We start from the raw sequence: 22,112 nt of genomic DNA, 5'->3' as shown, positions 1-22,112 counted from the left end.
GCCCTTCATGGTTGATCTACCTGACTCGGAGCAGCGGCCCTCGGCGTACGTGACCGGCGCCGAGGCGGCGGAACTGCTCGGCGTGAAGCGGGAGACGCTCTACGCGTACGCGAGCCGCGGCGTGCTCCGGGGCGTGCCCGGCGGGCGAGGGCGCGCGCGGCTCTACCTCCGGGCGGACATCGAGCGGCTCAAGGCGCGGCACGACGCGCGCGCCGGCCACGGGCCGGTCGCGGCCGAGGCGCTCCGGTGGGGCGAGCCGGTGCTCGAGTCGGCGCTCACCGCGATCGGCCCGCGCGGGCCCGTCTACCGGGGCAAGGAGGCGGTCGCGCTGGCGCTCGAGGACGTGCCGTTCGAGGCGGTCGCGGAGCTCCTGTGGACCGGCGAGCTGCCGGCGGGAGGCGCGCCGGCGGCGCGACCCGGCCGGCTGAGCGTCCGCCCGGCGAAGCTCGCGGCGCTCCTCTCGGACGGCACGCCGCCGCTTGCCGCGCTCGCGCTCGTGGTGCCCGCGCTCGGCGCGCACGACCCGACCCGTCACGTGGGCGCGCCCTCGGGCGACGGGCGCATCCCCACGAGCGACGCGGAGCGCGCGCGGGCGCGGGCGCTCGTGCGCTCGCTCGCGGCGCTCGTCGGCCTCGGGCGGGACCCGGCCAGGGCGACCGCGGCCCTCGAGGCCGAGGGGGCGGCGCGGCGCCTGCTCGTCGCCCTCGGCGCGAGCCCCTCGAAGAAGGCCGAGCGCGCCGTGAACCGGGCGCTCTCGATCTCGGCCGACCACGAGCTGAACGCCTCGACGTTCGCGGTCCGGGTGGCGGCGTCCACCGGGGCCGATCTCTACGCCTGCGTCAGCGCAGGGCTCGCGGCGCTCTCCGGCCCGAGGCACGGCGGCGCCACCGATCGCGTGGAGGCCCTGGTCGCCGAGGCAGCCCGGCCCGAGCGCGCCGCCGCCGCGGTCCACGAGCGGCTGCGCCGCGGGGAGCCCATCCCTGGCTTCGGGCACAGGCTCTACCCGGAGGGCGACCCCCGCGCTCAAGCGCTGCTCGACACGGCCCGGGCGCTCGCGCCGCAGAGCGCGGCGCTGCGCACAGTGCTCGCGCTCGTCGACGCGCTGCGCGACGCCGGCCACGACCCGCCGTCGCTCGACATGGGCCTCGTCGCGATCACGGCCGCGCTCGGCCTGCCGCCCGGCGCGGCGGCGGCGCTCTTCGCGGTGGGCCGCGCCGCGGGGTGGATCGCCCACGCGTTCGAGCAGCGGGAGGCCGGGTACATGCTGCGGCCCCGCGCCCGGTACACGGGGCCCTGACGCCCGCGCGCCGCGCCCTAAAAATCCACCTGCATGCCGAGCTCGACCACGCGGTTCGGCGGCAGGCCGAAGTACGCCGTCGCCGGCCGCGCGTTGCGCGAGATGAACGCGAACAGCCCCTTCCGCCACCGGGACATCTTCGACCGCCCCGTCGTCAGCAGCGTCTCCCGGCCGAGGTAGTAGCTCGTCCGCCCGAGATCGATGTGGAGCCCGTGCCGCGTGCACCCCTCCAGCACCGACGGGGCGTTCGGCGTCTGCATGAAGCCGTAACACGCCGTCACCTGGTAGATGCCCTCGCCCCGCGGGATCACCGTCATGCGCCGCTCCGCGGGCACCTCCGGCACGTTCAGCACCTGGATCGAGAGGAGCACGACCTGCTCGTGCAGCACCTGGTTGTGCTTCACGTGGTGCAGCAGGATCGGCGGCGTGCCCTCCGGGCTCGACGCCATGAAGACCGCCGTCCCGCGCACCCGGTGCGGCTTCATGCGCTTCACGTCCTCGAGGAACGTGTCGAGCGGCAAGATCGCCGATTTGATCGCCGCGGCGAGGTGCTTGCGCCCCGTCTTCCAGGTCGTCATCACGGTGAAGGTCGCCGCACCCATCACGATGGGAACCCAGCCGCCGTGGAAGAACTTGGCGCTGTTCGCCGTGAAGAACGCGAGATCGATCACGAGGAAGAGCCCGGCCAGCGGGAGCGACTTCCAGACCGGCCAGCCCCACGTCTTCCGCGTGACCACGTAGTAGACCACCGTGGTGATCCCCATCGTGCCCGTGACGGCGATGCCGTACGCGGCCGCGAGCGCGCTCGAGCTCTTGAAGGCGAGCACCAGCACGATGCACGAGATCAGGAGCCCGCTGTTCACCTCGGGGATGTAGATCTGCCCCGCCTCGTCCTTCGAGGTGTGGATCACCGTGACGCGCGGGAAGTACCCGAGCTGCACGGCCTGCTGCGTCAGCGAGAAGGCGCCGGAGATGAGCGCCTGGGACGCCACGACCGTCGCCGCGGTCGCGACCGCCACCGTGGGGTAGAGCGCCCACGACGGGACCAGCGCGTAGAACGGGTTCGCCGCGGCGGCGGGGTCCTCGAGGAGCTTGGCGCCCTGACCGAAGTAGTTGATGAGCAGCCCCGGCCAGACGATCGTGTACCAGGTGTACTTGATGGGCCCGCGGCCGAAGTGGCCCATGTCGGCGTACAGCGCCTCGCCGCCCGTGATGCAGAGGACGACGGCGCCGAGGATCAGGAAGCCGTGCACGTTGTTCTCGGCGAAGAAGCTCACCGCGTAGGTCGGTGAGACGGCCCGGAGGACGCCGGGGCTGTGGAGGATCTCCTTGGCCCCGAGCAGCGCGAGCGCCATGAACCACACGAGCGTCACCGGCCCGAAGATCGTCCCGACGCCGGCCGTGCCGCGCTTCTGCACGAGGAACACGGCCAGCAGCACGGCGCAGGTGATCGGCACGACGGCGGGCTTCAGCGTCGACGTCGCGACCTCGAGGCCCTCGACCGCCGATAGCACCGAGATCGCCGGCGTGATCACGCCGTCTCCGTAGAGGAGCGAGGCGCCGAAGAGAACGAGGAGCACGAGCAGGCCGCGGCCGTCGCCCTTGCGGTCGCTGCTCGGGACGAGCGCGAGGAGCGCGAGGATGCCGCCCGCCCCCTCGTTGTCGGCCCGCGTGATGAACGTCAGGTACTTGACGCCCACCACCATCATCAGCGACCAGAACATCAGCGAGAGAACGCCGAGCACGTTGTCCGGCGTCGGAGCGACGTGGTGCGGGCTGCTCGTGCTGAAGCACTCCTTCATCGCGTAGAGGGGGCTCGTCCCGATGTCGCCGTAGACGACGCCGAGCGCCGCGAGCATCAGCGGCCACATCTTCTTCGGGCTCGAGCCGTGGGCGCGCTCGGCCGGCGCGGACGCCGCGGGGCGCCCTGCGCCCTCGGCCGGTTGTGGGCTTGTCGTCATCGGGGCGAATCCTACTCCATCGCGAGCGCTCGCTGCGAGGAGGCGGGGCGCGCCGCCTCAGCCGAGCGCGCGCGCCGCGGCGGTGAGATCGTCGATGAAACGGGAGAGCTCGGCTTGCCTGGAAGCCTCGTCCGGCATGCGCAGGATCGACGCAGGGTGCACGGTCGCGAGCGTGCGCGGCGCGAGCGGCGAGGCGACGATCCGGCCGCGATCGCGCGTGACCCGGAACGAGCTGCCGAGCAGCGCCTGCGCCGCCGTCGCGCCGAGGCACACCACGATCTCCGGCTGCACCGCCGCGATCTCCGCGGCGAGCCACGGGAGGCACGCGCGGATCTCGCGCGCGTCGGGCTTCTTGTGGATGCGGCGCTTGCCGCGCGGCTCCCACTTGAAGTGCTTGACCACGTTGGTCACGTACGCCCGCCGCCGATCGATCCCCGCCGCCTCGAGCGCCCGATCGAGCAGCTGCCCCGCGGGGCCCACGAACGGCTTGCCGGCCAGATCCTCCTTGTCGCCCGGCTGCTCGCCGACGAGGAGCACGTCCGAGCGCGCCGCGCCCTCGCCGAACACCGTCTGCGTCCCCCGCTCCCAGAGCGGGCAAGCCCGGCAGCCCGCCGCGGCCTCGCGCAGGCGCGGCAACGAAGGATGGCTGGGGACCAGGGCCGCCGCCGTCGCCTCGCCGGCCTCGGCGTCGCGCCCTGCTGCATTTCGCCTCGCCACGGTCGCCATGGTTTCCCCGAGGGGCATCGCGCGTGCCACCCGCGCGCCGTCGCGACGCGCTCGAACGCAGCGCGTCGCGACGGCGTACGGCCGAGCCGGCTTGACGGCCCCGGGCGGCCTTCCCATAGTGCCCGAGTCCCTCTAGTTGACCCACCGGTCAGAATGCCCCGCCTCGCCGATCGCCGCGCCAGGATCGAGTTGCTCCGCGCCGCCGAGGCGGCGTTCACCGAGCGCGGCCTCGCCGCGGCGAGGGTCGAGGACATCACCGAGCGGGCAGGCGTCTCGAAGGGCGCTTTCTACCTGCACTTCCAGAGCAAGGACGACTGCTTCAAGCAGATCGTCGAGACCTTCATCGCGCGGCTCGCGGGGTGCGTGGAGCTGCCGCCCATCGCCGTCGAGGGCGTCGATCGGGCGTCGGTCGACGAGTACTTCAAGCGGCTCCTCGCCCACGACGTCGAGGTGCTCGAGTTCTGCTGGCAGAACCGGGCGCTGCTCAAGATGATGCTGGCGGGCGGCGGCGGAGCCCCCTACGCCTACCTGATCGACGAGTTCGCCCAGCGCGTCGCGCGCCTCGTGGAGACTCGCGTCCGGTACGCGATCGACATCGGCCTCTACCGGCGCGATCTCGATCCCAGCGTCCTCGCGGCGCTCATCTCCGGCGCCTTCGACCGCCTGGTCCGCAAGCTCATCGACGCGCCGTCCCGGCCAGACATCGCCGCCTGGTGTGCTCAGGTGCTCCAGCTCTTCCTGCACGGCCTCCTCACCCCGGAGGCGCGCGCCTTCGCTGACCTGCCGGTCACGGAAGCGCCGCCGCGCAGCGCGCGGCAGACCGCCGGCACGGAAGCGCCGCCGCGCAGCGCGCGGCAGACCGCTGGCGCGGCGCCAGCGTCAGCGCCGGGCGGCGAGCGCCGGCGCTCCAAGGCCAAGGCGACCTGAGGCGGGCGCCGCCGTGGAGCGCGCGGCCGTCGTGGGCCGACGCGTCGCGCGCCGCCCATGCGGCATCCGCGCTGACTTCCGGCGGCCATGCGCCGGCCATCACGCGTTCACGGCGCGCTTTGTAGGGAGTCACCTGAACGAAGCACACGGATCCCCGGCGCGCACCAGGCAAGTGTACAGGGAATCCCTGACTCGTGATTCCTCATTGCCCTAGCGGTCGGTCGGGCTGCAGCTGAGCTAGAGCTAACAGTCAACGGGGACTTTGGCCTCGGGACAGTGAGGGGGTGGATCGGGGCGCCGGAGGGGAACCGCTCAGGCGACCCGGAAGAGCGCAGCCTGGAGAGCTGTCCTGATAGTCCAACCGCGCCATGGTGACCATCGCGCGCTCTGGGCGACAACAGGCGCTCTCCGGGCGGCTCTCCGCGAGGGAACGGGCTGTCGAGGGGGGCTGTATGAGCACACGATCGGGCTGCGAGAGACGGTTGATCCAGGAGCTGCTCCGGCAGACGTGCCGTTCGCTGGAGTGGCGCGCCGACACGGAGAGGTCGATCGCAGACAGGCTCGACGCGGCCCTCGCCGAGCACGCGCTCCACGTGTTCACGCCGGACGTCGACCTGCGCGTCCAGCTGACCAGGGACCTCGCGCTCGCCATCGCGATACGCGTGCTCTCCTTCGGCGAAGACGCCGAGGAGTCCCTGTGCAAAGCCCTCTCCCAGGACAGGTCGCTGATGGCGGAGCTCGTGAAGGCAGAGTGGCCGCTCGTGCGCACCGCCTGCAGAACGGCCGAGCGGAGCGCCGGGCGGCTGGTGCTGCTGACGACGGTGCCCGAGGCGTGAGGCGGAGAGCAGGGCGCGCGCCCAGAGCCCGCGCGGAGGGCTCACGGCGACGGACCGGCGCGAACAGGGCAAGGCGCGGATCTCGCCGGCTCGCGCCGGCGCCGAGGAGCGCCGCTCCCACGAAGCAGCCGCCAAGAAGGGCGACGAACACCGCATGGCGGGGCCAGGCTCACGAGGCGATGCAGATGGCGCTCCAGACCACCTACAGCATCTACGTTCGCTTCCGGGGCAGACGGCTCGCGCTCATGAAGCACATCCGCTCGCTCGAGTCGGCGCGCACCTCGCTGCAGGCCTTGCGGGCCGAGCGGTTCCACGACGCGGATCAGGTGTTCCTCGTCAACGACGCGACGAAGCAGGTCGTCGACGAGCGAGCGTGGGACGACGCCCGAGAGCCTGGCGCGGACCGGGAGATCAGCGTCAGCACGCAGGCCGAGGTCGACGACCAGCGCGGGGATCGCGCGCGCGAGGCGGGGGCTCAGGCGGCCCCCCCGCCGCGGGGGGCCAAGCCGACGGCGCCGCTCGAGGCGCACGAGGTCCCCGCGCCGCGCGCCGCGCCCGCCGAGCGCGAGGCGCAGGCCGAGGACAAGGGGCGGCGCGAGCCGCCGGAGAGGAGGTCGCCGGCGGTCGAGGGCGCGGAGCCCCCGCGCACGCGCCTGCGCCGCGCGATGACGGCGGCGCAGGCGGCCCGAGCGCGCCACGAGGCCGCGCTGGAGGCCATGAGCAGGCTCCAGCCCGGCGGGAAGATGGATGAGATGACGCTGATGAGGCTCAACGACTCCGCCCGCATGGCGTCCGACCGATCGGCGCGTGTCCTCGAGCAGCTCGAGCAGCTCCTGAAGCGCCTGGAAGGGGCGCGCTGATCGAGGTGAGGTGGCTGTAAGACACCGTGTCGGGCGCTCCGCGAAGGCAAGGACAGGCACGTTGACCGACCGATCGCCGCAACACTAGCTTCGCTCGTGTCCCGCGGCCGCGAGACGCCTGAGAGAGCGCTTAACCGTTCAAGCAACCATGCCGGAACCGAAGAAGTCACGCCGGACGCAATTCAGGGCACCGGGCCACAGCGACGCCGCGCCCCACGCCGGCCGGGCGGCTGCGCAGCGGCGCGCGCCGGACCCGTCCGAGGACGCCGGCGAGCAGGCCGCGGCGGCGGAGCCGCACTCCGGGGACGAGCAGCGGTTTCCGGTCGTCTGCGTCGTCGCGTCGGCCGGCGGACGCGGCGCGATCGCGGAGCTGCTCCGGCGGCTGCCGAGCAGGGACACGAGCCTCTCCCTCGTGCTGATCTACAGCGCAGATCCAGGGGAGATCCCGGTCTTCGAGCTCGCGGCGCAGAGCAGCCCGCTCCCCGTGACCGAGCTTTGCGCCGAGGCGAGGCTCATGCCGGGTCATGTCCAGGTCCTGCCCCCGGACACGCGAGCGACGCTGGACGGCGTGCGCGTCGAGCTCGCGCCGCGCGGCGAGGCCGGCCCTGGCCCTGCCGATGCCTTCCTGCGCTCGCTCGCGCGCGAGCTGGGGTCGAGCGCGGCGGGCGTCGTGCTGTCCGGCACCGGGAGCGACGGTGCCCTCGGGCTGAACGACGTGAAGGCGGAGGGCGGGGTCACCTTCGCAGAGGATCCGCGCACCGCCGAGCGGCCGGCGCTCCCGCGCAACGCCATCGCGGCCGGAGGCGTCGACTTCATCCGCAGCGTCGAGGCGATCGCGGCGGAGCTCGCGAGGATGGGCCGCCCCGGTCACGCGCCCGCCCTGTGGCTCGCGCAGGGCACGCCCCTGGGGGTCGACCCGGAGCTCAGCAAGCTGTTCAGGCTGCTCCACGCCGCGGTGGGCGTGGACTTCAGCCACTACAAGAAGAGCACGCTGAGGCGCCGTATCCAACGGCGAATGACGCTCCACCGGCTCGCGTCCCTGCAGGAGTACCTCGATCACCTGCGAGCGCACCCGGACGAGATCGAGCACCTCTATCAGGACCTCCTCATCAAGGTGACCACGTTCTTCCGCGATCCTGGCGCCTTCGCCGCGCTGAAGACCCACGTATTCCCGGTGCTCATGCACAACAGGCCGCGGGACGCCCCGGTTCGCATCTGGGTGCCGGGCTGCTCGACGGGCGAGGAGGTCTACTCTCTCGCGATCTCGCTGCTCGAGTTCCTCGAGGCCGACGCGAACGATCACGCCATCCAGATCTTCGGCACCGACCTGAGCGAGGCCGCCATCCAGCAGGCGCGGGCCGGGATCTACGTCGACGGCATCTCGTTCGACGTCTCGCCCGGCCGGCTGCGCCGCTTCTTCGTCCGGGTGCACGGCGGCTTCCAGGTCAACAAGTCGGTCCGCGATCTGTGCATCTTCTCGCGCCACAACGCCGCGGCCGATCCTCCCCTCGCGAAGCTCGATCTCGTCAGCTGCCGCAACCTGATGATCTACATGGAGCCGAGCCTGCAGCGCCGGCTGCTGCACACCTTCCACCAGGCCCTCAAGCTCACGGGCTTCTTGCTCCTCGGCTCCTCCGAGAGCATCAGCGCGATGTCCGACCTGTTCGGGGTGGTGGACAGGACCCACAGGATCTTCTGCAAGCGCGCCGCATCGGAGGCGGCCAGCTCGCACGACCTCACCGCGCCCGCCCTCCCCGCCCCGCCCGCGCTGGATCTGGATAAGGAGGAGCCGCCGAGCCCCGAGGGGCTCCTCATGGACGCGCTGCGCAAGGAGGCCGACGCCATCGTGATGGCCCGCTACGCCCCCGCCGGCGTGGTGGTCGACGAGGAGATGCAGATCGTCCAGTTCCGAGGCAAGACAGGGCCCTACCTCGAGCCGACGCCCGGCGACGCCAGCCTGCACCTCTTCAAGATGGCCCGAGAGGGGCTCCTGCTCGGCCTCCGGGCCGCCATCGACGCGTCGATGAACTCGGGGGCGATGGCCCGAAAGGAGCAGATCAAGGTCCGGCAGGGAGACAAGCTCCGCTACGTCGACGTCGAGGTGTGGCCGCTCAAGGTGCGGCTCCCGCAGGGACGCTGCTTCCTGATCGTCTTCTCCGAGTCGGCCGGGGCGAGGCTGGACCGGCCAGGCGACGACCCGGCCCAGCGCGACCCCCAGAGGGACCTGGAGGTCGCCCAGCTCCGCAGGGAGCTCGTGACCACGAGGGAGCACCTCCAGTCGATCATCGACGAGCTCGAGGCGACGAACGAGGAGCTCCTGTGCGCGAACGAGGAGCTCCTCGCGAGCAACGACGAGCTGCACAGGATGAAGGACGCGCTCGAGTCCGCCCACGAAGAGCTCCGGTCGGCGAACCAGGAGCTGACGGCCATCAACGAGGAGCTCCACAGCAGCAACGTCGCGCTCGGGCTCGCCAACGACGAGCTGCGCAACCTCCTCGGCAGCATGAGCATCCCGGTGCTGATGCTCGACGCGGACCTCCGGATCCGCCGCGTCGCCGGCGCGGCCGACAAGCTGCTCGGCCTCGCCGCGAGCGACGTGGGCCGATCGATCCTCGAGGTGAGGCCGAGGAGCACGGCCGACATCGCGCCGATCGTCGCCGAGGTGCTCGACACGAGGAGCGGCGTCGAGCGGCAGGTCGAGGACCGCGAGGGGCGCGTCCACCTCGTGAGGGCGCGCCCGTTCCGGACCACCGGGGACGAGGTCGACGGCGCGGTGATCTGCTGGCTGGAGAGCGACGCGACGAGGCGCGCCGGGCGCGAGCTCGCGGGCGCGCGCGACCGCATCTCCGCCGTCTTCGAGGTGCTGCGCCACCCGTTCCTCCTGCTCGACGGCGAGCTCCGGATCCGCGCGGCGACGCGGCGCTACTGCGAGCTGTTCATGGTCTCGCTCGGGGACATCGAGGGGCGGCCCCTCTCGGCCATCGACGCCGGGTGGAACACCCCGCAGCTGGAGCAGCGGCTCCGGGACGTGCTCCGCCGCAGCGCCGCGCTGGTCGACTTCCGCGTCGAGGCGGTGCTCGCGCACGCCGGACGCAGGACGCTGTCGTTCTCCGCCTTCCGGCTCCAGGCCGACGAGGGCGAGCTCCCGGCCCTGCTGCTCGTCGTCGAGGACAGGACGGGGCCCGAGAAGGACGAGCCCCCTCCGGCGGGGCTACGGCCAGCGCGCCGCGCCGGCTCCGACTGACGCGCTCACCGCCCGCGCGCCCGCCAATCCCCCGAGGCGATGCGGGGATACCCCAGCGCCTGGCCGGCGGGCATCAGGTACGCCTCGCAGCGCGCGCCGCCGTCGAGCTCGATCATCTCGCGCTGGAAGAGGTCGGGGCAGCCCTCGTAGACGTCGAGCGACGCGAGGGTCTCACGATCCGGCTCGTAGAGCTCCCCGACGACCGCGGCCGACCCCCCGCGCACGAGCGCCGGGTAGGCGCCGAGGTCGGCGAGCTCGAACGACCGGGCGGTGCGGGCGATCCCGAGGAAAGGCGCGCGCCCGAGCAGCCGGTGCGAGCGCTCGCCCCGCATCAGCGTGCCGTAGACGAACAGGGGCACGGCGCCGTCACCGGCAGTGCTGTTCGACCGCGGCGAGCAGCTGCTCGAGGTTGATCGGCTTCTTGAGGAACTGCGCCGCGCCGAGCGACGACACGAACTCGTCGCGGCCGGTCGCCGAGATGATCACGACCGGGATCGAGGCGAGCTCCGGATCCTTCTTCTGCTCCGCCCTGAACTGCCAGCCATCCATGATCGGCATCATGAGATCGAGCAGGATGAGGCCGGGCCTAGGCTCCGTTCGAAGCGCGCTGAGCGCCTCGCCGCCGTGCGCCGCCGACGTGACGGCGTAGCCCTCCTCTTGCAGGAGCTCGGCGAGGGTCTCTCGAATATCCGGATCATCATCGACAACGAGGATCCTCTTCAAGGGAGTGGCAGGCACGGTGCATCAACCACTATGCGAAAGCCTGACGTCACGGCGAAACAGGGAAAGCCCTGAATCCCTGCTCGGGGTCCGCTTGATCAGGCCTGTTCTGCGAGAAAGGGCGCGCATGAAGGTCTCTCTGCGGCAAGGAGCGCCGCGGGGGCGCCTAGGAACGGAGCCCGCTCGAGCGCCGCGCGCCACCGTGGAACCGTGGACCCGCGCGGAGTCGACGGCTGTCACGCCGGACGGGTCTGGCAGGAGGGGTTCGGGGGTACGCATCGTGCTCGATCGTCGGCGGTCGAGCCCGATGTTACAGCAGGGTGACGCTCCGGCGAAGCCGCTCTCTGCCCGATCTGCGGCCAGCCAGGGTGAGCGTCGCGCGGCTCGGTCGTGCTCCACCAGGTCATGAGCCGGCGATGGTACCACCGGGACGCTGGAGCGCAGCCGCGCGGCGCCACCCGAGCGGCTGCCGTGCGCGCGCGGCGCGGATCGAGCGGCCAGCGTCACCCCGCCTCGCCCGCGGAGCCGAGCACCACCTTCGAGAGGGTGCTCAGCAGGACGTCGATGTCCACCGGCTTCGGGATGAGCGCGGCCGCGTGCAGCCGCTCGGCGATCGCCTTCATCTCGTGGGGCCGGCGGGCCGAGAAGATCATGAGGGGAGAGGGCGTGCCGAGCCCCGCGATCTCGGAGACGAACCGGTCCGTCGTCATGCCCGGCATCGTCAGATCGAGGAGGACCGCGTGAAAGCGCCGCTCCGCCAGCGCGTCGAGCGCCGCGCGCGCGGTCGCGGTCAGCTCGACCTCGTACCCCTCCAGCGTCAGGAGCTCCTCCAGCATCGCCGCCGTGTCGACGTCGTCCTCAGCTACCAGGATCACGTGCTTGCCACGCATGGCTCCCCCCTCGGCTTTCGTCGGAAGCGGGGCCGCTCTGCAGGGGGCGCGCCCTCCTGTCCCGCGACGGAGGAGCGCGCGGCGCGCGCCCCGGCAGGCCGGCCGGCGGTGCGGCACAGGCCCCTCGATGACGGCTGACGGCCGGCGTGACGAGCGGCCCGGGCGAACGGATTTACGCGCTCCCGAGCGCTCGCCGCAGCGCGCCGCGTCCACGATGATGACGAAGCGCGCAGCCCGACAGACAGACCGCCGCACTCCGGCGATCCGGCGTAGTCCTTCCCCCTCTTTCGCCCCGGGCACTATGAAAGCCCGGCCGCGCTCGGGATGCAACTCCGGACGGGCCCCGGACGTAAGCGAGGGCGTACCCCGGACGTCGGGCAGAGCGGACCGGGAGTGGGAGCAAACAGAGAGCGCGAACGGACTCCCCGACGGGGGAGACACCCTGGTAGACTCCCATGGATGCCTGGCGAACGCCGCGTCGCGCTACTCGCGATGGAGCCAACCATGCCGGACGGTGGGGGAGCGCCGTTCAGCCATGGAATCCGTCGTGTCGAAGCCTCTTTGCTCGCCGATCCGGAGCTCGCCGGCGTGCCGATCCATGTGATCGACGCGCAGACGAGGGATCTCGACGCGTGGGTCGCCGAGGTCGAGAACGTGGATGCCGACGTCGTTGGCCTCGCCGCGCACGTCTGGTCCTTTCCCACGTTCATCGAGGTCGCGCGCCACCTCCAGCGCAACCGGCCGGGGCGCACGATCGTCCTCTGCGGTCCCCTCGCGCGCCCCGCGATGTTCGCGCTCGCGCACTGGCGCGACGCCGCCGCCTGCATCGACGCCCTCGTGCACGGCAACGAGCTCACGTTCCGGAACATCGTCCGCCTGAGCGATCGCTCGCCCGAGGCGCTGCGCACCGTGCCCGGGCTGCACGTCTTCACCGCCGGCGGCTGGGTCTCGACGGGCGAAGCGCCTCACGTGGCGCCCGACGAGCTCCCCTCGCCGATCCGCATGAAGCTGCTCCCGACCGATCGCATCGTGCCGATCGAGATCTGCCGCGGCGGCGTCATGAGCTGCCCGACCTGCGGCATCTCGACGGGCGACGCCTCCGCCGGCGTCTTCTCGGAGGCCTACCTCGTCGAGGAGCTGAGCGCGCTCCGCGCCGCCGGCGCCCCGGGCGCGCAGGTCGTGGACGCCCCGCTCAACCTGAACGCGGAGGCGTTCCGGAACCTCGTGGCCGCGGAGAAGCAGGTCGGCTTCTTCAAGCAGGCGACGCTCTCGGCGTCGATCGATCCCGAGCACGTGCACGACGAGCACCTCGAGTTCCTCCGCGGCGTCGCGCGCGTGTCGCTCGGCGCGCGGCTGCCGCCGCTCAACAAGGACACCGGCGACGGCACGCAGCGCCCGTTCCGGGAGTCGAAGTTCGCGAAGGTGATCGAGGAGCTCTCGACCTTCACGGACATCGAGGTGGACATCCTCCTCGGCCTCCCGGGCGACGGCCCCATCACGTTCCGCCGCACGCTCGAGCGCGCGCGCGAGCTCCCGTGCAAGGTCCGCATCTTCCACAGCCTCGTCCTCCCGGACGACCTCATGACGCGCGCGCCCGCGTCGTTCGAGCTCCGCTTCGACCCGTTCACGCTGATGATGCGCTCGTGCCTCGGCTGGTCCGAGGACGCGCTCTCGCGCGAGCGCAGCCGCCTCATCGAGATGGCGTACCGCGAGGGCGGGGAGATCACGCCGGACATGTGGTCGTTCCCCGGGCCGCGCGAGATGCGGCGGCCGGCGATGCCGCTCGGCAGCGGCGTGGTCCCGCCGGGCGGGGAGATCCGGGTCGAGGGCGCGACGACGCTCGCGCCCGCGGGGCAGGATCTGCAGCGCGTGCTCGAGCTCGGGATCAAGGAGGCGACCTCCGGCGGGTGGACCTTCGTGGAGGCCTCCGCGCGCCCGGGCGAGATCGTCGTGATCATGAAGACGCGCGACGGCGCGCTGGTCGTCGAGATGCGCCCCGCCTCGCCCACGGAGAACGCCTACAAGGTCGTGGACGGCGTCGCGTTCGGCTACCGCTCGCCGCGCGGCGTGAAGATGAGCGACGGCGCGCTCCGCCTGCTCGATCGCGTCCTCCAGCGCCTGCACGCGCCGGCGCGCACCGCGCTCGGCCTGTCGACGCAGGACGGCGGCCCCGGCTCGGCCCGGGTGCGTCGCTTCCGCGCGACGCCCTCCTGACGCCACGGCGCTTCCGCGCGACGCCCTCCTGACGCCGCGGCGCTACCGCGCGCCGCCGCGCCCGGTGCTCTGCAAGGCGGCCGGCGCCCGCGCGGCGTCGGCCCGCGGCGGCATCGATTCCATGCGGCGGGGCCGCGAGAGGAGCTCTCGCCGGAGCTCCTCCAGGCGGGCCGGCGAGAGCTCCTGGTGGTCCACGATGTAAGGATGGACCTGACGGCTCTTGCCCCGGATGCTCAGGGCGCCGGTCGGCGTCGCCGGGACGCAGTCGTCGAGGTTCGCGTACGTCGCCTGGCAGACGATGATCTTGGAGCCGAGCTCCTTGTTGAACTGCTCGAGGCGCGAGGCCGTGTTTACCGTATCTCCGATGCAGGTGTACTCCATTCGCTGGAGCGACCCGATGTTGCCGGAGATGACGGTGCCGGTCGCGATCCCGACGCCCATCTTGATCTCGCCGCAGCCGAGGAGCTGCCGCTGGTTCATGCGCTCGAGGGCCTGCACCATCTCGATCGCCGCGATCACGGCGCGCTTCGGCGCGTCCTCGACCGAGAGCGGCGCGCCGAACACCGCCATCAGGCCGTCGCCGATGTACTTGTCGAGGGTGCCCCCGTAGCGGAACACGATGTCGACCATCTCGGTGAAGTACTCGTTCAGGAACGAGACCACGACCTCCGGCTCGACCGACTCGGTGAGCGGCGTGAAGTTGCGGATGTCGGTGAACATCACCGACACGTGCCGGCGCGTGCCGCCGAGCTTGAGCCGCCCCGGGTCGGAGAGGACGAAATCGACGAGGTCCTTCGAGAGGTACCGGCCGAGCTCCTGCTTCTCGCGCTCGAGGCGGAGGCGGGCCATGGACTCGAGCTCGGCGCGGAGGACCAGGTTGCGCGACATCCGCGCGATGATGCCGGCGACGACGCCCGGGAGCGCGATGAACAGGACCTGCTGGCACTGGTCCGCGATGTTGATGGCGTTGTGCCCGTAGACGGACACCGGGCTGATCGGGATCGCGCCGGTGTAGACCGTGATCGCGAGCACGATCGAGTTGAAGAGGACCGACAGCCCCGCCGAGTACAGGCACGCCGCGAGGCTGTAGCGGAAGCCCGACATCAGGTTCCAGAGCACGTAGACGGTCGCGAGGTAGCTCGAGAAGTACTCGATCATCCCCGAGTGGTTCCTCGCCGTCGCCAGCGCCGTGAGCGTGAGGAGCGCGAGGTCGACGAAGATGCTCACGTACTTGAGCCAGCCCGCGTAGGCGCCGGGGCGCAGGCGGAAGAACGCGTAGAGCAGGAGCGAGAACGCGAGGTACCCGCCGATCTGGATCGCGAAGATCTGGTTCGCGGCCGGCGTGTTGACCGTCCACACGTGCGTGAACGTGTAGGCGGAGAGCAGCGCGAACACGAACCGGACGTGGTTCACGATCTGCTCGCCGCGCATCTCCTGCGCCTGGAGGATCCGCACGACCTCCGGCGACTTCTCGATGTTCATGCGCGCCGCTCCCCTCCGCGCCCGAGCCGGGACCACGCCGCGGCGAGCCCGCGGGCGCAGAGCGCGGTCGTCAGCGCCCTGCCCTGGTGGTGCCCCTCGCGCCCGCGCTTCATCGGCACCCGGTAGAGCGGCTCGGCCGGCCAGGAGCCGTCCACGAGCTGGCGCTCGCCGAGGTAGCGCAGCCCCCGCTCCAGGAGCAGCGGGTCAGGCGACGCCGCCATGGCCGCGCCCTCGAGGCACGCGGCCGTGCTGAGCGGCGTCCCGAAGCCGCCGTCGAGCCGCTGCGCTCCGAGCATCCGCGACAGGATCGCGGCCTCGACCGCGGCGACGTCGGCGGCCCGCGGCGCCTCCCCCGCCCGCTCCCGGTAGAGGCGCGCGAAGCGGAGGAACGCGAGGTCCGTGTACGAGGCGTCGTAGAAGCACGCGCCCTCGATGCCGCCCTCCGCGGCGGCGCCGAGCACGCGCCGCGCGTTGTCGTCGATGAGCCGCGCGAACCGCGCCGCGTCGAACGAGAGCAGGCCCGCGAGCAGGTTCAGCCGGACCGCCGTGCAGTCGTCGCCGGCCCACGCCGCGCCCGGCGTGGTCGGCCCCGACGGCCCGCGGTAAAACCAGGTCGGCACGGCGCCATCCTCGCCCACGTTGGCCAGCATGACCTCGATCCACGTCTCGGCGCGATCCCGGGCGGCGCCCGTCTCGGCGACCAGCTGGAGCATGATCGCGAGGTCGTCGGCGTCCGGCGGGAGATCGCGGAACGCGCCGAAGTAGCGGAGCTCCCCGGCCGGGATCTCGTCGAGCAGCGCCGCGGCGTCGGCGCGGACGTCGCGCCCGGCGTCCCCGATCTCGAGCAGCGCCTTCAGGATCGTCGCCCGCACGAACCAGTGCCCGACCGGCTGCTCGCGCGACCCGAGCACGCCGAAGCGCTGCACCTCCCAGGACTCCGGCCACGGCGCCGACTCCGCGAGGAACGCGACCGCCGCCTCCAGATCCGCGCCCGCGTCCTCGCGCGGCGCGCGGTCACCCTGCGGCCGCGGCGCGGGCGCCGCGCCGGCGCCGAGCAGATCGCGGAACGCCATCAGCCCCTCGAAGAAGCGGAAGCGCTCGCCGAGCGCGTCGACGAACTCGAGCTGCGCCTCGGCGAGGCCGCGCTCGGTCGAGCGCGAGCGCGGCGCGCCGGACGCCGCCTCGCGGGCCGACGCGAGCGCGCCCCGCGCGCGCGCGGCGAGCGCGGCCCGGTACGGGCGGGTCGCGAGCAGGCCGTGGATCTCGCGGCGGCGCACGGGGGACGCGCGCTCGCCCGAGAGCGCGCCGAGCAGCGGAGGCGCGAGATCCGCGCCGCCGAGCCAGAGCGCGAAGAGCGGCGTGAGCGTCGGCGCCGCGAGGTCCGGCGCGGCCGGATCGAGCCAGAGGCGCGCGAGCCCGTCGAGGAGCCAGAGCGGCTCGGCCACCGCCTCTCCGAAGCGGCGCGCGGGCGCGAGATCGTCGCCGGCGACGAGCGCGGGCGCCGTCCAGAGGGCGACGACCTCGCGCGAGCCGGCGTCGCCGGCGCGCCCCGCCGCGGCGTCCGGCTCCGCGCCGGCGACGCCCGCGACGACCGGGTTGCGAGGCCACGAGGCCTCCGCGAGCGCGGCCAGGTCCACGAGCCAGCGGCGCGCGCGCGCCTCGCCGGCGTGGCGCGCGAGCAGGCGCGCCGCGAGCGCGCCACGCGCGAGCGCGTCCGGAGCGCCCTCGACGCCGCCGGCGGCCACGGCGGCGACCGCCACGGCGGCGTCGGCCGCCGCGGCGGGCGCCGACACGCGGCCGCACAGCCGGAGCGCCCAGCTGGCCCACGGGATGCTGCGCCCCGGCGGCGCGCCGACGCCGCGCTCGATCGCGAGCGCCCCCCAGGCCGCGTCACCGCGCTGGAGCGCCCCCGCGGACAGCAGCGCGGCCCAGGAGCGCTCGCACGCCACCTTGTCGTCCGGGTCGAGCCAGGGCCAGACGGCGGTCGCTCCTGCGGCAGAAGACAACGTCACATACCGACCCCGCCCTCACGCGCCGCGGCCGCGATGGCCGCATCGACCGCTTCGGGCGTCGAGGTCGCGGCGTCGCGGATGCGCTGGAGCGTCTCCGGCCCGACCTCGTACCCCTCCGCGTCGATGGTGCGCTCGGGATCGGCAAGGAGCTGCTGGCGGAAGCTCGAATCCACAACGGCACGACCAATGAGCTCTGCCTCTGTTTTCTTCGACGTCACGACTCCTCGCTTTCTCGCTCGCGAGGCTAGGAGACCTGCAAACGGCTAGCAAGTACCAGCAGGCGCGCCGCGCGCGCCCCGGGCGCTGCGCCCGCGAGCCGGCTCAGCGCGGGGCGCCGCCGCTCGCGGCGGGATCGCCCGCGAGCGCGCCGAAGAACGCGCGGAATACGCGCCGCTGGATCTCGGTCATGTACCGCTCGCGCTCCCTGCAGAAGCGCGCGGCCTCCGGCAGCCCGAGCGCCCCGGCGGCGGCCTCGGCGCGAGCGAGCTCACAACGCGCCTCCTCCAGGATGGCGTCGAAGCCCCCGCGCGCGAACAGCTGCGCGCGCAGGGCCGCCGCGCCGCGCCCCGCCGGATCGTGGCGCGGCTCGCCCCCGGCGGGGGCGGCGCCGTCCGGCCGAGGCCGCCCCGCGTCCCTCGGCTCGACCTGCGCGCCGAGCCGGGCGAGCACGTACGTCGCGTTCCCGAGCGCGCGATCCTTCTCGGCGTGGAGCAGGTCCACGAACAGCTGGTGCGCCGCGGCGAGCGCCGCGACGAACTCCTCGAGCGCCGCGAGGCGCTCGGCCTGCGACAGCGCGAACAGGGCCGCGGCCGCCGGGAGCACCAGCGGGCGCGAGCGGGCGAGCACCCGCCGGAACGTGGCGGCGTCGCGCGGGCCTGCGCCCCGGTGCAGCCGCCGCTCGAGCAGCATCGCCTCGCCGTACCCGAGCCAGACCTCCTCGAAGAGATCCCAGAACGGGCTCCTGCCGGACAGCGAGCGGGCGAGCAGCGCCTGGTGGCGGGCGAACAGCGCTCCGGACAGGAGCACCGCCGCGCCGGGCTCGCCGACCCCTTCGTCCAGCAGGTCGTCTTCGATGCGGACGTGCAGGTACCCGACCGCGGCGGCCTCGGCGAAATCGACCGCGAGCGGCGGGATCGCCCGCGCTCCGGCGTCCGCCGCGGGCGCCGGGCCGCCCGGCCGCGTCGCGACCCAGAGCGGCAGCTCGAGCACCGGCAGCGCGGCCGGGTGGGAGAAGTAGCCCTCGCCCGGCTCGCCCTCGAAGAGCCGGAGGCGCGCGGCGAGCTCATCGAACAGCGCGCCGAGCTCGCTCCCGAGCCGGCCTCGGAACGACGCGAGTCGCCGCAGCACCTCGGCCTCGAGCCGCGCCCCGACGTCGTCGACGTCGACATCGACGACGTCGCCCTCGCCTCCTCGCTCTGCGCGGCTGTCCTCGTTCATCCCACCTCTCGACGGCGCGGCGGCGCCGCAGGGGCGACGCTAGCACGAGCAGGCTCGTCCGAGGGCCGAGCGCAGCCGACTTTGCCCGGAGCGCCGCCCGTGCGACACTCGGCGACTTCACGAGATCGGAAACCATGATCGACTCCGAGCGTTTCGCCGAGCGTCACGGGGACATCACGACCGACGCCCGCGCTGACGTCCTCGATTTCCGCGACACCCTTTATCGGCCCACGATGATCGAGGTGCCTCCGGTCATGCCCCCGGAGCGCTTCATGGACTACGGCGTGCCCGTGCTCGACCAGGGCAGGAATAACGGCTGCACCGGCTTCACCGTCGCCACCGTGGCCCACTTCCTGCTGCGCAAGCGCAAGGTCTCCCCGGAGTACGGCCTCGTGAGCCAGAACATGGTGTACACGATGGCGCGCCGCTACGACGAGTACCCGGGCGAGGACGACGCGAGGGGCTCCAGCCTGAGGGGCGCCATGAAGGGCTGGCACAAACACGGTATTTGCTCTTATGAGCAATGGCCGTGGGACCCGAACGATCTCCACGGCACGCTCACGCCGGAGCGCGCCACGGACGCGATGCTCCGGCCGCTCGGCCTGTATCAACGCGTGAACCACAAGGACCTCCCGGCGATGCACAACGCCCTCGCAGAGGTCGGGATCATCGCGGCCTCGGCGCTCATCCCGTTCAATGGCTGGTATTACGGGATCCAGAAGAACGGCATCATCCCGCCGGTCGACAAGACGAACCCGTTCATCGCCCCCTGGGGCGGCCACGCCTTCGCGATCGTGGGGTATGACGCGGAGGGCTTTTGGCTCCAGAACTCCTGGGGCCTCGGCTGGGGCAAGAGCGGCTTCGGGCGGCTCTGCTACGACGACTGGCTCCAGTACGGCTTCGACGCGTGGGTCGGGCGGCTCGGCGTCCCCATCCGCCTGAACCAGCCGCGCTCGCTCCGCCCGCTCGCCTCCACGAGCCGGACGTTCGCGAGCCTGCGGCCGCATCTCATCAGCGTCGACATGCACGGTCAGCTCCAGCAGCGCGGGGCCTACGGCACGTCCTCGGAGGACGTCCGCATCATCATGGAAGAAGACTTCATGAGCGCGACCGAGAGCTGGAGGCGCCGCCGGCTCGTGCTCATCGCGGGCGGCGCGCTGCGCCGGCAGATCGACGCGATCAACCGGATGTCGCGCCTCCGACCGAAGCTGCTCGGCCACGAGATCTACCCCATCGAGCTGCTCTGGGAGACCGACCACTATCCGCGCCTCCTCGAGATCCTCCACCGCGCCACGGAGGGCCGCCGCCACGACGGCTATGATCCCAGGGCGTTCGGGTTCATGATCGATCGCCGCGACGACGCCCTGGAGCCGCTCGTCCGGCGCATGGGCGGCAAGGCCGAGTGGGATCGCATGAAGCTCGCGGCGGGCGACGCGACCATGGACGCCGATCACGGCGGCGTCCGCGAGATGATCAGCCGCCTCGCGTCGCTGATGGACCAGGACCCGAGGATCGAGCTCCACCTGGTCGCCCACTCCAGCGGCACGTTCCTGCTCGCGCCGCTCGTGCAGCTGGTCACCGCGGAGAAGGGCAAGCGGATCGAGGGCGGCCCGATGCGGGGTCAGCTCGGGCTCGGGCTCCCGATCGAGTCGCTCTCCCTGCTCGCTCCGGCGAGCGCCATCGACGCGTTCCGCGACACGTACATGCCGCCGATCAAGAGCGGCATGGTCCGGAGGTTCGCCCTGTTCACGCTCACGGACGAGGCGGAGCTCCAGGACCACTGCGAGGTCTACGGCAGGTCGCTGCTCTACCTGGTCTCGAACGCGCTCGAGCGGCGCCCGCGGGTGCCCGGCACGAGCGGCGTCTCGCTGCTCGGCATGGAGGCGGGGCTCCTCGACCCGGAGAACGCCGACGTCCTCGCGCTCCTCACGGAGAACCGGGACGATCGGCCCACCGTGTTTCCGCGGGCGGAGTGGATCAAGGGGCCCAACACGAGGCCCCCTCCCCATGGCTCGGAGGCGCGGCGGCACGAGGACTTCGAGAACGACGCGACCACGTGGAAGTCCGTCATCGCCCGCATCCTCAACCAGCCGTTCGCCGATCACCTGCCGCCGATGTCGGCGCGGGATCCGTGGTGAGCGCGCCGCTCACCCCTCCGGGCGGCGCCGCTCGGCCGAGGTCATGCCGTGGAGGGCCGGGGCGCCGAGCCGCTCGGGCGCGAGCGGCGGCGCGAGCGCTCCGCTCAGGAGGATGGCAAACGAGGCCCGGATCTCCTCGCCGAAGTTGATCCGGAAAAGGCCCATCTCGGGCCGGCTGCGGATATCGCGGATCACGTCGCTGGGGTCGCAGACCTGGCGCATGCCGATGAGCAGGGCATACATGCGGATGAGGATCGGGCCGCCCTGCCCTGGCGCGAGCGACGGCAGACACCGCTCGAGCAGCGCCCCGGTGCGCTCGATGTTGGCGAGGAGGGAGAGCTTGAAGCGGAGGGCGGCCTCGTAGCTGACGTTCTGCTCGAGGACGCTGTGAAGGATGGAGAGCAAGCGCGTCATCGCGTCGCGCGCCGCGAGGGTCGTCGACAGGATCGACGCGATGCTGCCCGCGGCGTCCGCGCCGGGCGCCGCGGGCGCGCCGCGGCGGGCGCGCGGCGGCCGGGGGCGCGCCGCGGCCTCCTCGCCCTGGGAGGCGCCGAGATGCGTCAGGCGGATATCCACCTCATGGAACCACTTCGCGAGCTCTTGATCGACCACCGCGAGGAAGAGCTCCTCTTTGGTGGTGAAATAGAGGTAGAGGGTCCCCTTGGCGAGCCGAGTGCGCTCGGCGACCTGCGCCATGGTCATCTCGAGATACGGCGTCTCCTGGAACAGCTGCCAGGCTGCGTCGATGATGATCCTCCGCCGCTCCTCCTTCTGCTCCTCCTTCCGCGCTCTTCGCGTCGAGCTCATCGACTTCTCGGTTTACGATGTCTCCAGAAGCGCCGCAATGCAGACGCCGCGGCGATCGAGTGCGAATTCGATTTCACGATCGCGTCGTCAGCGCGCGCCGCGCGCTCGCTCAGCCGGCCATCGCGCTATCGCGGGTAGCCGCGCTCATCACATTTCACCGGACACGGTCACACCGAACCCGTGCAGACCGAGGAACATCGGGGCGACGCCCGAGCGCACCGCCCGCTTGACGGTCGTTGAGAGCGCCCGCGCGATGCGCGCCGCGAGCCCGCCCGGGTCCTCGGCCGCGCCGCCCTGCGCGCCGGGCGGCGCGGCGGCGCGCAATGCGCGGGGCGCGGGCAGCGCGAAGAGCCCAGCGCCGTCGCTTCCGGGCCGCGCGAAGCACAGAGGAGCAGACAGCAGGGTCGCCGCCACGACACCCACCATGCCCTTCACGATCGCTGGACCAGCGCTCATCCCGGCACCCACGTGAAACCTAACGCCGTCGACGCACATGTCGTGAGCGATAGGGCGGTAAAATAACGCTGCCATTGCCGAACACCGGAAGACAACGTGGAGAGT

At 72.5% G+C, this 22,112-nt stretch carries 18 protein-coding genes; 7 read left to right on the top strand and 11 right to left on the bottom strand.

What is annotated here, in order from left to right; translation table 11 throughout:
* Window positions 1–7: 7 nt before the first annotated feature.
* Window positions 8–1,297: a citrate synthase family protein gene (locus WMF20_RS10360; protein ID WP_129574191.1), complete on the top strand. Its 1,290-nt coding sequence runs from the start codon at window positions 8–10 to the stop codon at window positions 1,295–1,297.
* A 17-nt stretch (window positions 1,298–1,314) separates the two neighbouring features.
* Here WMF20_RS10360 and WMF20_RS10355 read toward each other — a convergent pair whose 3' ends face one another.
* Both WMF20_RS10355 and WMF20_RS10350 read right to left on the bottom strand, forming a co-directional pair.
* The gene (locus WMF20_RS10355; RefSeq protein WP_437612824.1) at window positions 1,315–3,258 is read right to left on the bottom strand and encodes a potassium transporter Kup; all 1,944 of its coding nucleotides are present in this window, start codon (window positions 3,256–3,258) and stop codon (window positions 1,315–1,317) included.
* 57 nt (window positions 3,259–3,315) lie between these two features.
* Window positions 3,316–3,984, bottom strand: coding sequence for a UdgX family uracil-DNA binding protein (locus WMF20_RS10350; protein ID WP_129581281.1), 669 nt, complete (start codon window positions 3,982–3,984; stop codon window positions 3,316–3,318).
* A gap of 153 nt (window positions 3,985–4,137) precedes the next feature.
* Here WMF20_RS10350 and WMF20_RS10345 point away from each other — a divergent pair, with 153 nt between their 5' ends.
* From WMF20_RS10345 to WMF20_RS10330, 4 genes are all read left to right on the top strand, one after another.
* A complete protein-coding gene (locus WMF20_RS10345) occupies window positions 4,138–4,911 on the top strand; it encodes a TetR/AcrR family transcriptional regulator (RefSeq protein ID WP_437612822.1) in 774 nt (257 codons plus the stop codon).
* A gap of 452 nt (window positions 4,912–5,363) precedes the next feature.
* Window positions 5,364–5,747 carry a hypothetical protein gene (locus tag WMF20_RS10340; protein ID WP_129574189.1) on the top strand — a complete coding sequence of 128 codons (384 nt, stop codon included), beginning with the start codon at window positions 5,364–5,366 and terminating at the stop codon, window positions 5,745–5,747.
* A gap of 185 nt (window positions 5,748–5,932) precedes the next feature.
* Window positions 5,933–6,607 carry a hypothetical protein gene (locus WMF20_RS10335; protein ID WP_437612820.1) on the top strand — a complete coding sequence of 225 codons (675 nt, stop codon included), beginning with the start codon at window positions 5,933–5,935 and terminating at the stop codon, window positions 6,605–6,607.
* A 148-nt stretch (window positions 6,608–6,755) separates the two neighbouring features.
* Window positions 6,756–9,851 carry a CheR family methyltransferase gene (locus WMF20_RS10330; protein ID WP_437612818.1) on the top strand — a complete coding sequence of 1,032 codons (3,096 nt, stop codon included), beginning with the start codon at window positions 6,756–6,758 and terminating at the stop codon, window positions 9,849–9,851.
* Between the two features lie 5 nt (window positions 9,852–9,856).
* Here WMF20_RS10330 and WMF20_RS10325 read toward each other — a convergent pair whose 3' ends face one another.
* From WMF20_RS10325 to WMF20_RS10315, 3 genes are all read right to left on the bottom strand, one after another.
* Window positions 9,857–10,210 carry a gamma-glutamylcyclotransferase family protein gene (locus tag WMF20_RS10325; protein WP_437612816.1) on the bottom strand — a complete coding sequence of 118 codons (354 nt, stop codon included), beginning with the start codon at window positions 10,208–10,210 and terminating at the stop codon, window positions 9,857–9,859.
* Between the two features lie 7 nt (window positions 10,211–10,217).
* On the bottom strand, window positions 10,218–10,589 hold the full coding sequence (locus WMF20_RS10320) for a response regulator (protein WP_129574185.1): 372 nt from the start codon (window positions 10,587–10,589) through the stop codon (window positions 10,218–10,220).
* A gap of 485 nt (window positions 10,590–11,074) precedes the next feature.
* Window positions 11,075–11,461: a response regulator gene (locus tag WMF20_RS10315; protein ID WP_129574184.1), complete on the bottom strand. Its 387-nt coding sequence runs from the start codon at window positions 11,459–11,461 to the stop codon at window positions 11,075–11,077.
* 504 nt (window positions 11,462–11,965) lie between these two features.
* On the opposite strand from WMF20_RS10315, the gene WMF20_RS10310 reads away from it, so the two are divergent.
* Window positions 11,966–13,675 carry a B12-binding domain-containing radical SAM protein gene (locus WMF20_RS10310; RefSeq protein WP_129574183.1) on the top strand — a complete coding sequence of 570 codons (1,710 nt, stop codon included), beginning with the start codon at window positions 11,966–11,968 and terminating at the stop codon, window positions 13,673–13,675.
* Window positions 13,676–13,717: 42 nt separating this feature from the next.
* Here WMF20_RS10310 and WMF20_RS10305 read toward each other — a convergent pair whose 3' ends face one another.
* From WMF20_RS10305 to WMF20_RS10290, 4 genes are all read right to left on the bottom strand, one after another.
* Window positions 13,718–15,157 (bottom strand): adenylate/guanylate cyclase domain-containing protein, encoded by a 1,440-nt coding sequence (locus tag WMF20_RS10305; RefSeq protein ID WP_437612813.1) that lies wholly within the window; start codon window positions 15,155–15,157, stop codon window positions 13,718–13,720.
* Window positions 15,154–17,169, bottom strand: a complete 2,016-nt coding sequence (locus WMF20_RS10300; RefSeq protein ID WP_437612811.1) for a hypothetical protein — start codon at window positions 17,167–17,169, stop codon at window positions 15,154–15,156. The genes WMF20_RS10305 and WMF20_RS10300 overlap by 4 nt, the downstream gene beginning before the upstream one ends.
* A complete protein-coding gene (locus tag WMF20_RS10295; RefSeq protein WP_129574181.1) occupies window positions 17,166–17,387 on the bottom strand; it encodes a Franean1_4349 family RiPP in 222 nt (73 codons plus the stop codon). The genes WMF20_RS10300 and WMF20_RS10295 overlap by 4 nt, the downstream gene beginning before the upstream one ends.
* Before the next feature lie 103 nt (window positions 17,388–17,490).
* The gene (locus WMF20_RS10290; protein WP_437612809.1) at window positions 17,491–18,606 is read right to left on the bottom strand and encodes a geranylgeranyl pyrophosphate synthase; all 1,116 of its coding nucleotides are present in this window, start codon (window positions 18,604–18,606) and stop codon (window positions 17,491–17,493) included.
* Window positions 18,607–18,740: 134 nt separating this feature from the next.
* On the opposite strand from WMF20_RS10290, the gene WMF20_RS10285 reads away from it, so the two are divergent.
* The gene (locus WMF20_RS10285; protein WP_437612807.1) at window positions 18,741–20,744 is read left to right on the top strand and encodes a C1 family peptidase; all 2,004 of its coding nucleotides are present in this window, start codon (window positions 18,741–18,743) and stop codon (window positions 20,742–20,744) included.
* Window positions 20,745–20,753: 9 nt separating this feature from the next.
* Here the strand turns inward: WMF20_RS10285 and WMF20_RS10280 are convergent, their stop codons facing one another.
* Together WMF20_RS10280 and WMF20_RS10275 are read right to left on the bottom strand one after the other, a co-directional pair.
* The gene (locus WMF20_RS10280; protein ID WP_437612805.1) at window positions 20,754–21,551 is read right to left on the bottom strand and encodes a TetR/AcrR family transcriptional regulator; all 798 of its coding nucleotides are present in this window, start codon (window positions 21,549–21,551) and stop codon (window positions 20,754–20,756) included.
* 147 nt (window positions 21,552–21,698) lie between these two features.
* On the bottom strand, window positions 21,699–21,965 hold the full coding sequence (locus WMF20_RS10275) for a hypothetical protein (protein ID WP_437612803.1): 267 nt from the start codon (window positions 21,963–21,965) through the stop codon (window positions 21,699–21,701).
* Window positions 21,966–22,112 lie beyond the last annotated feature (147 nt).

The sequence above is a fragment of the Sorangium sp. So ce834 genome, assembly GCF_051521425.1.
GTDB lineage: Bacteria > Myxococcota_A > Polyangia > Polyangiales > Polyangiaceae > Sorangium > Sorangium cellulosum_D.
Note: the sequence above shows the minus strand (reverse complement) of the source record. Positions and strands in the feature narration are given on the sequence as shown.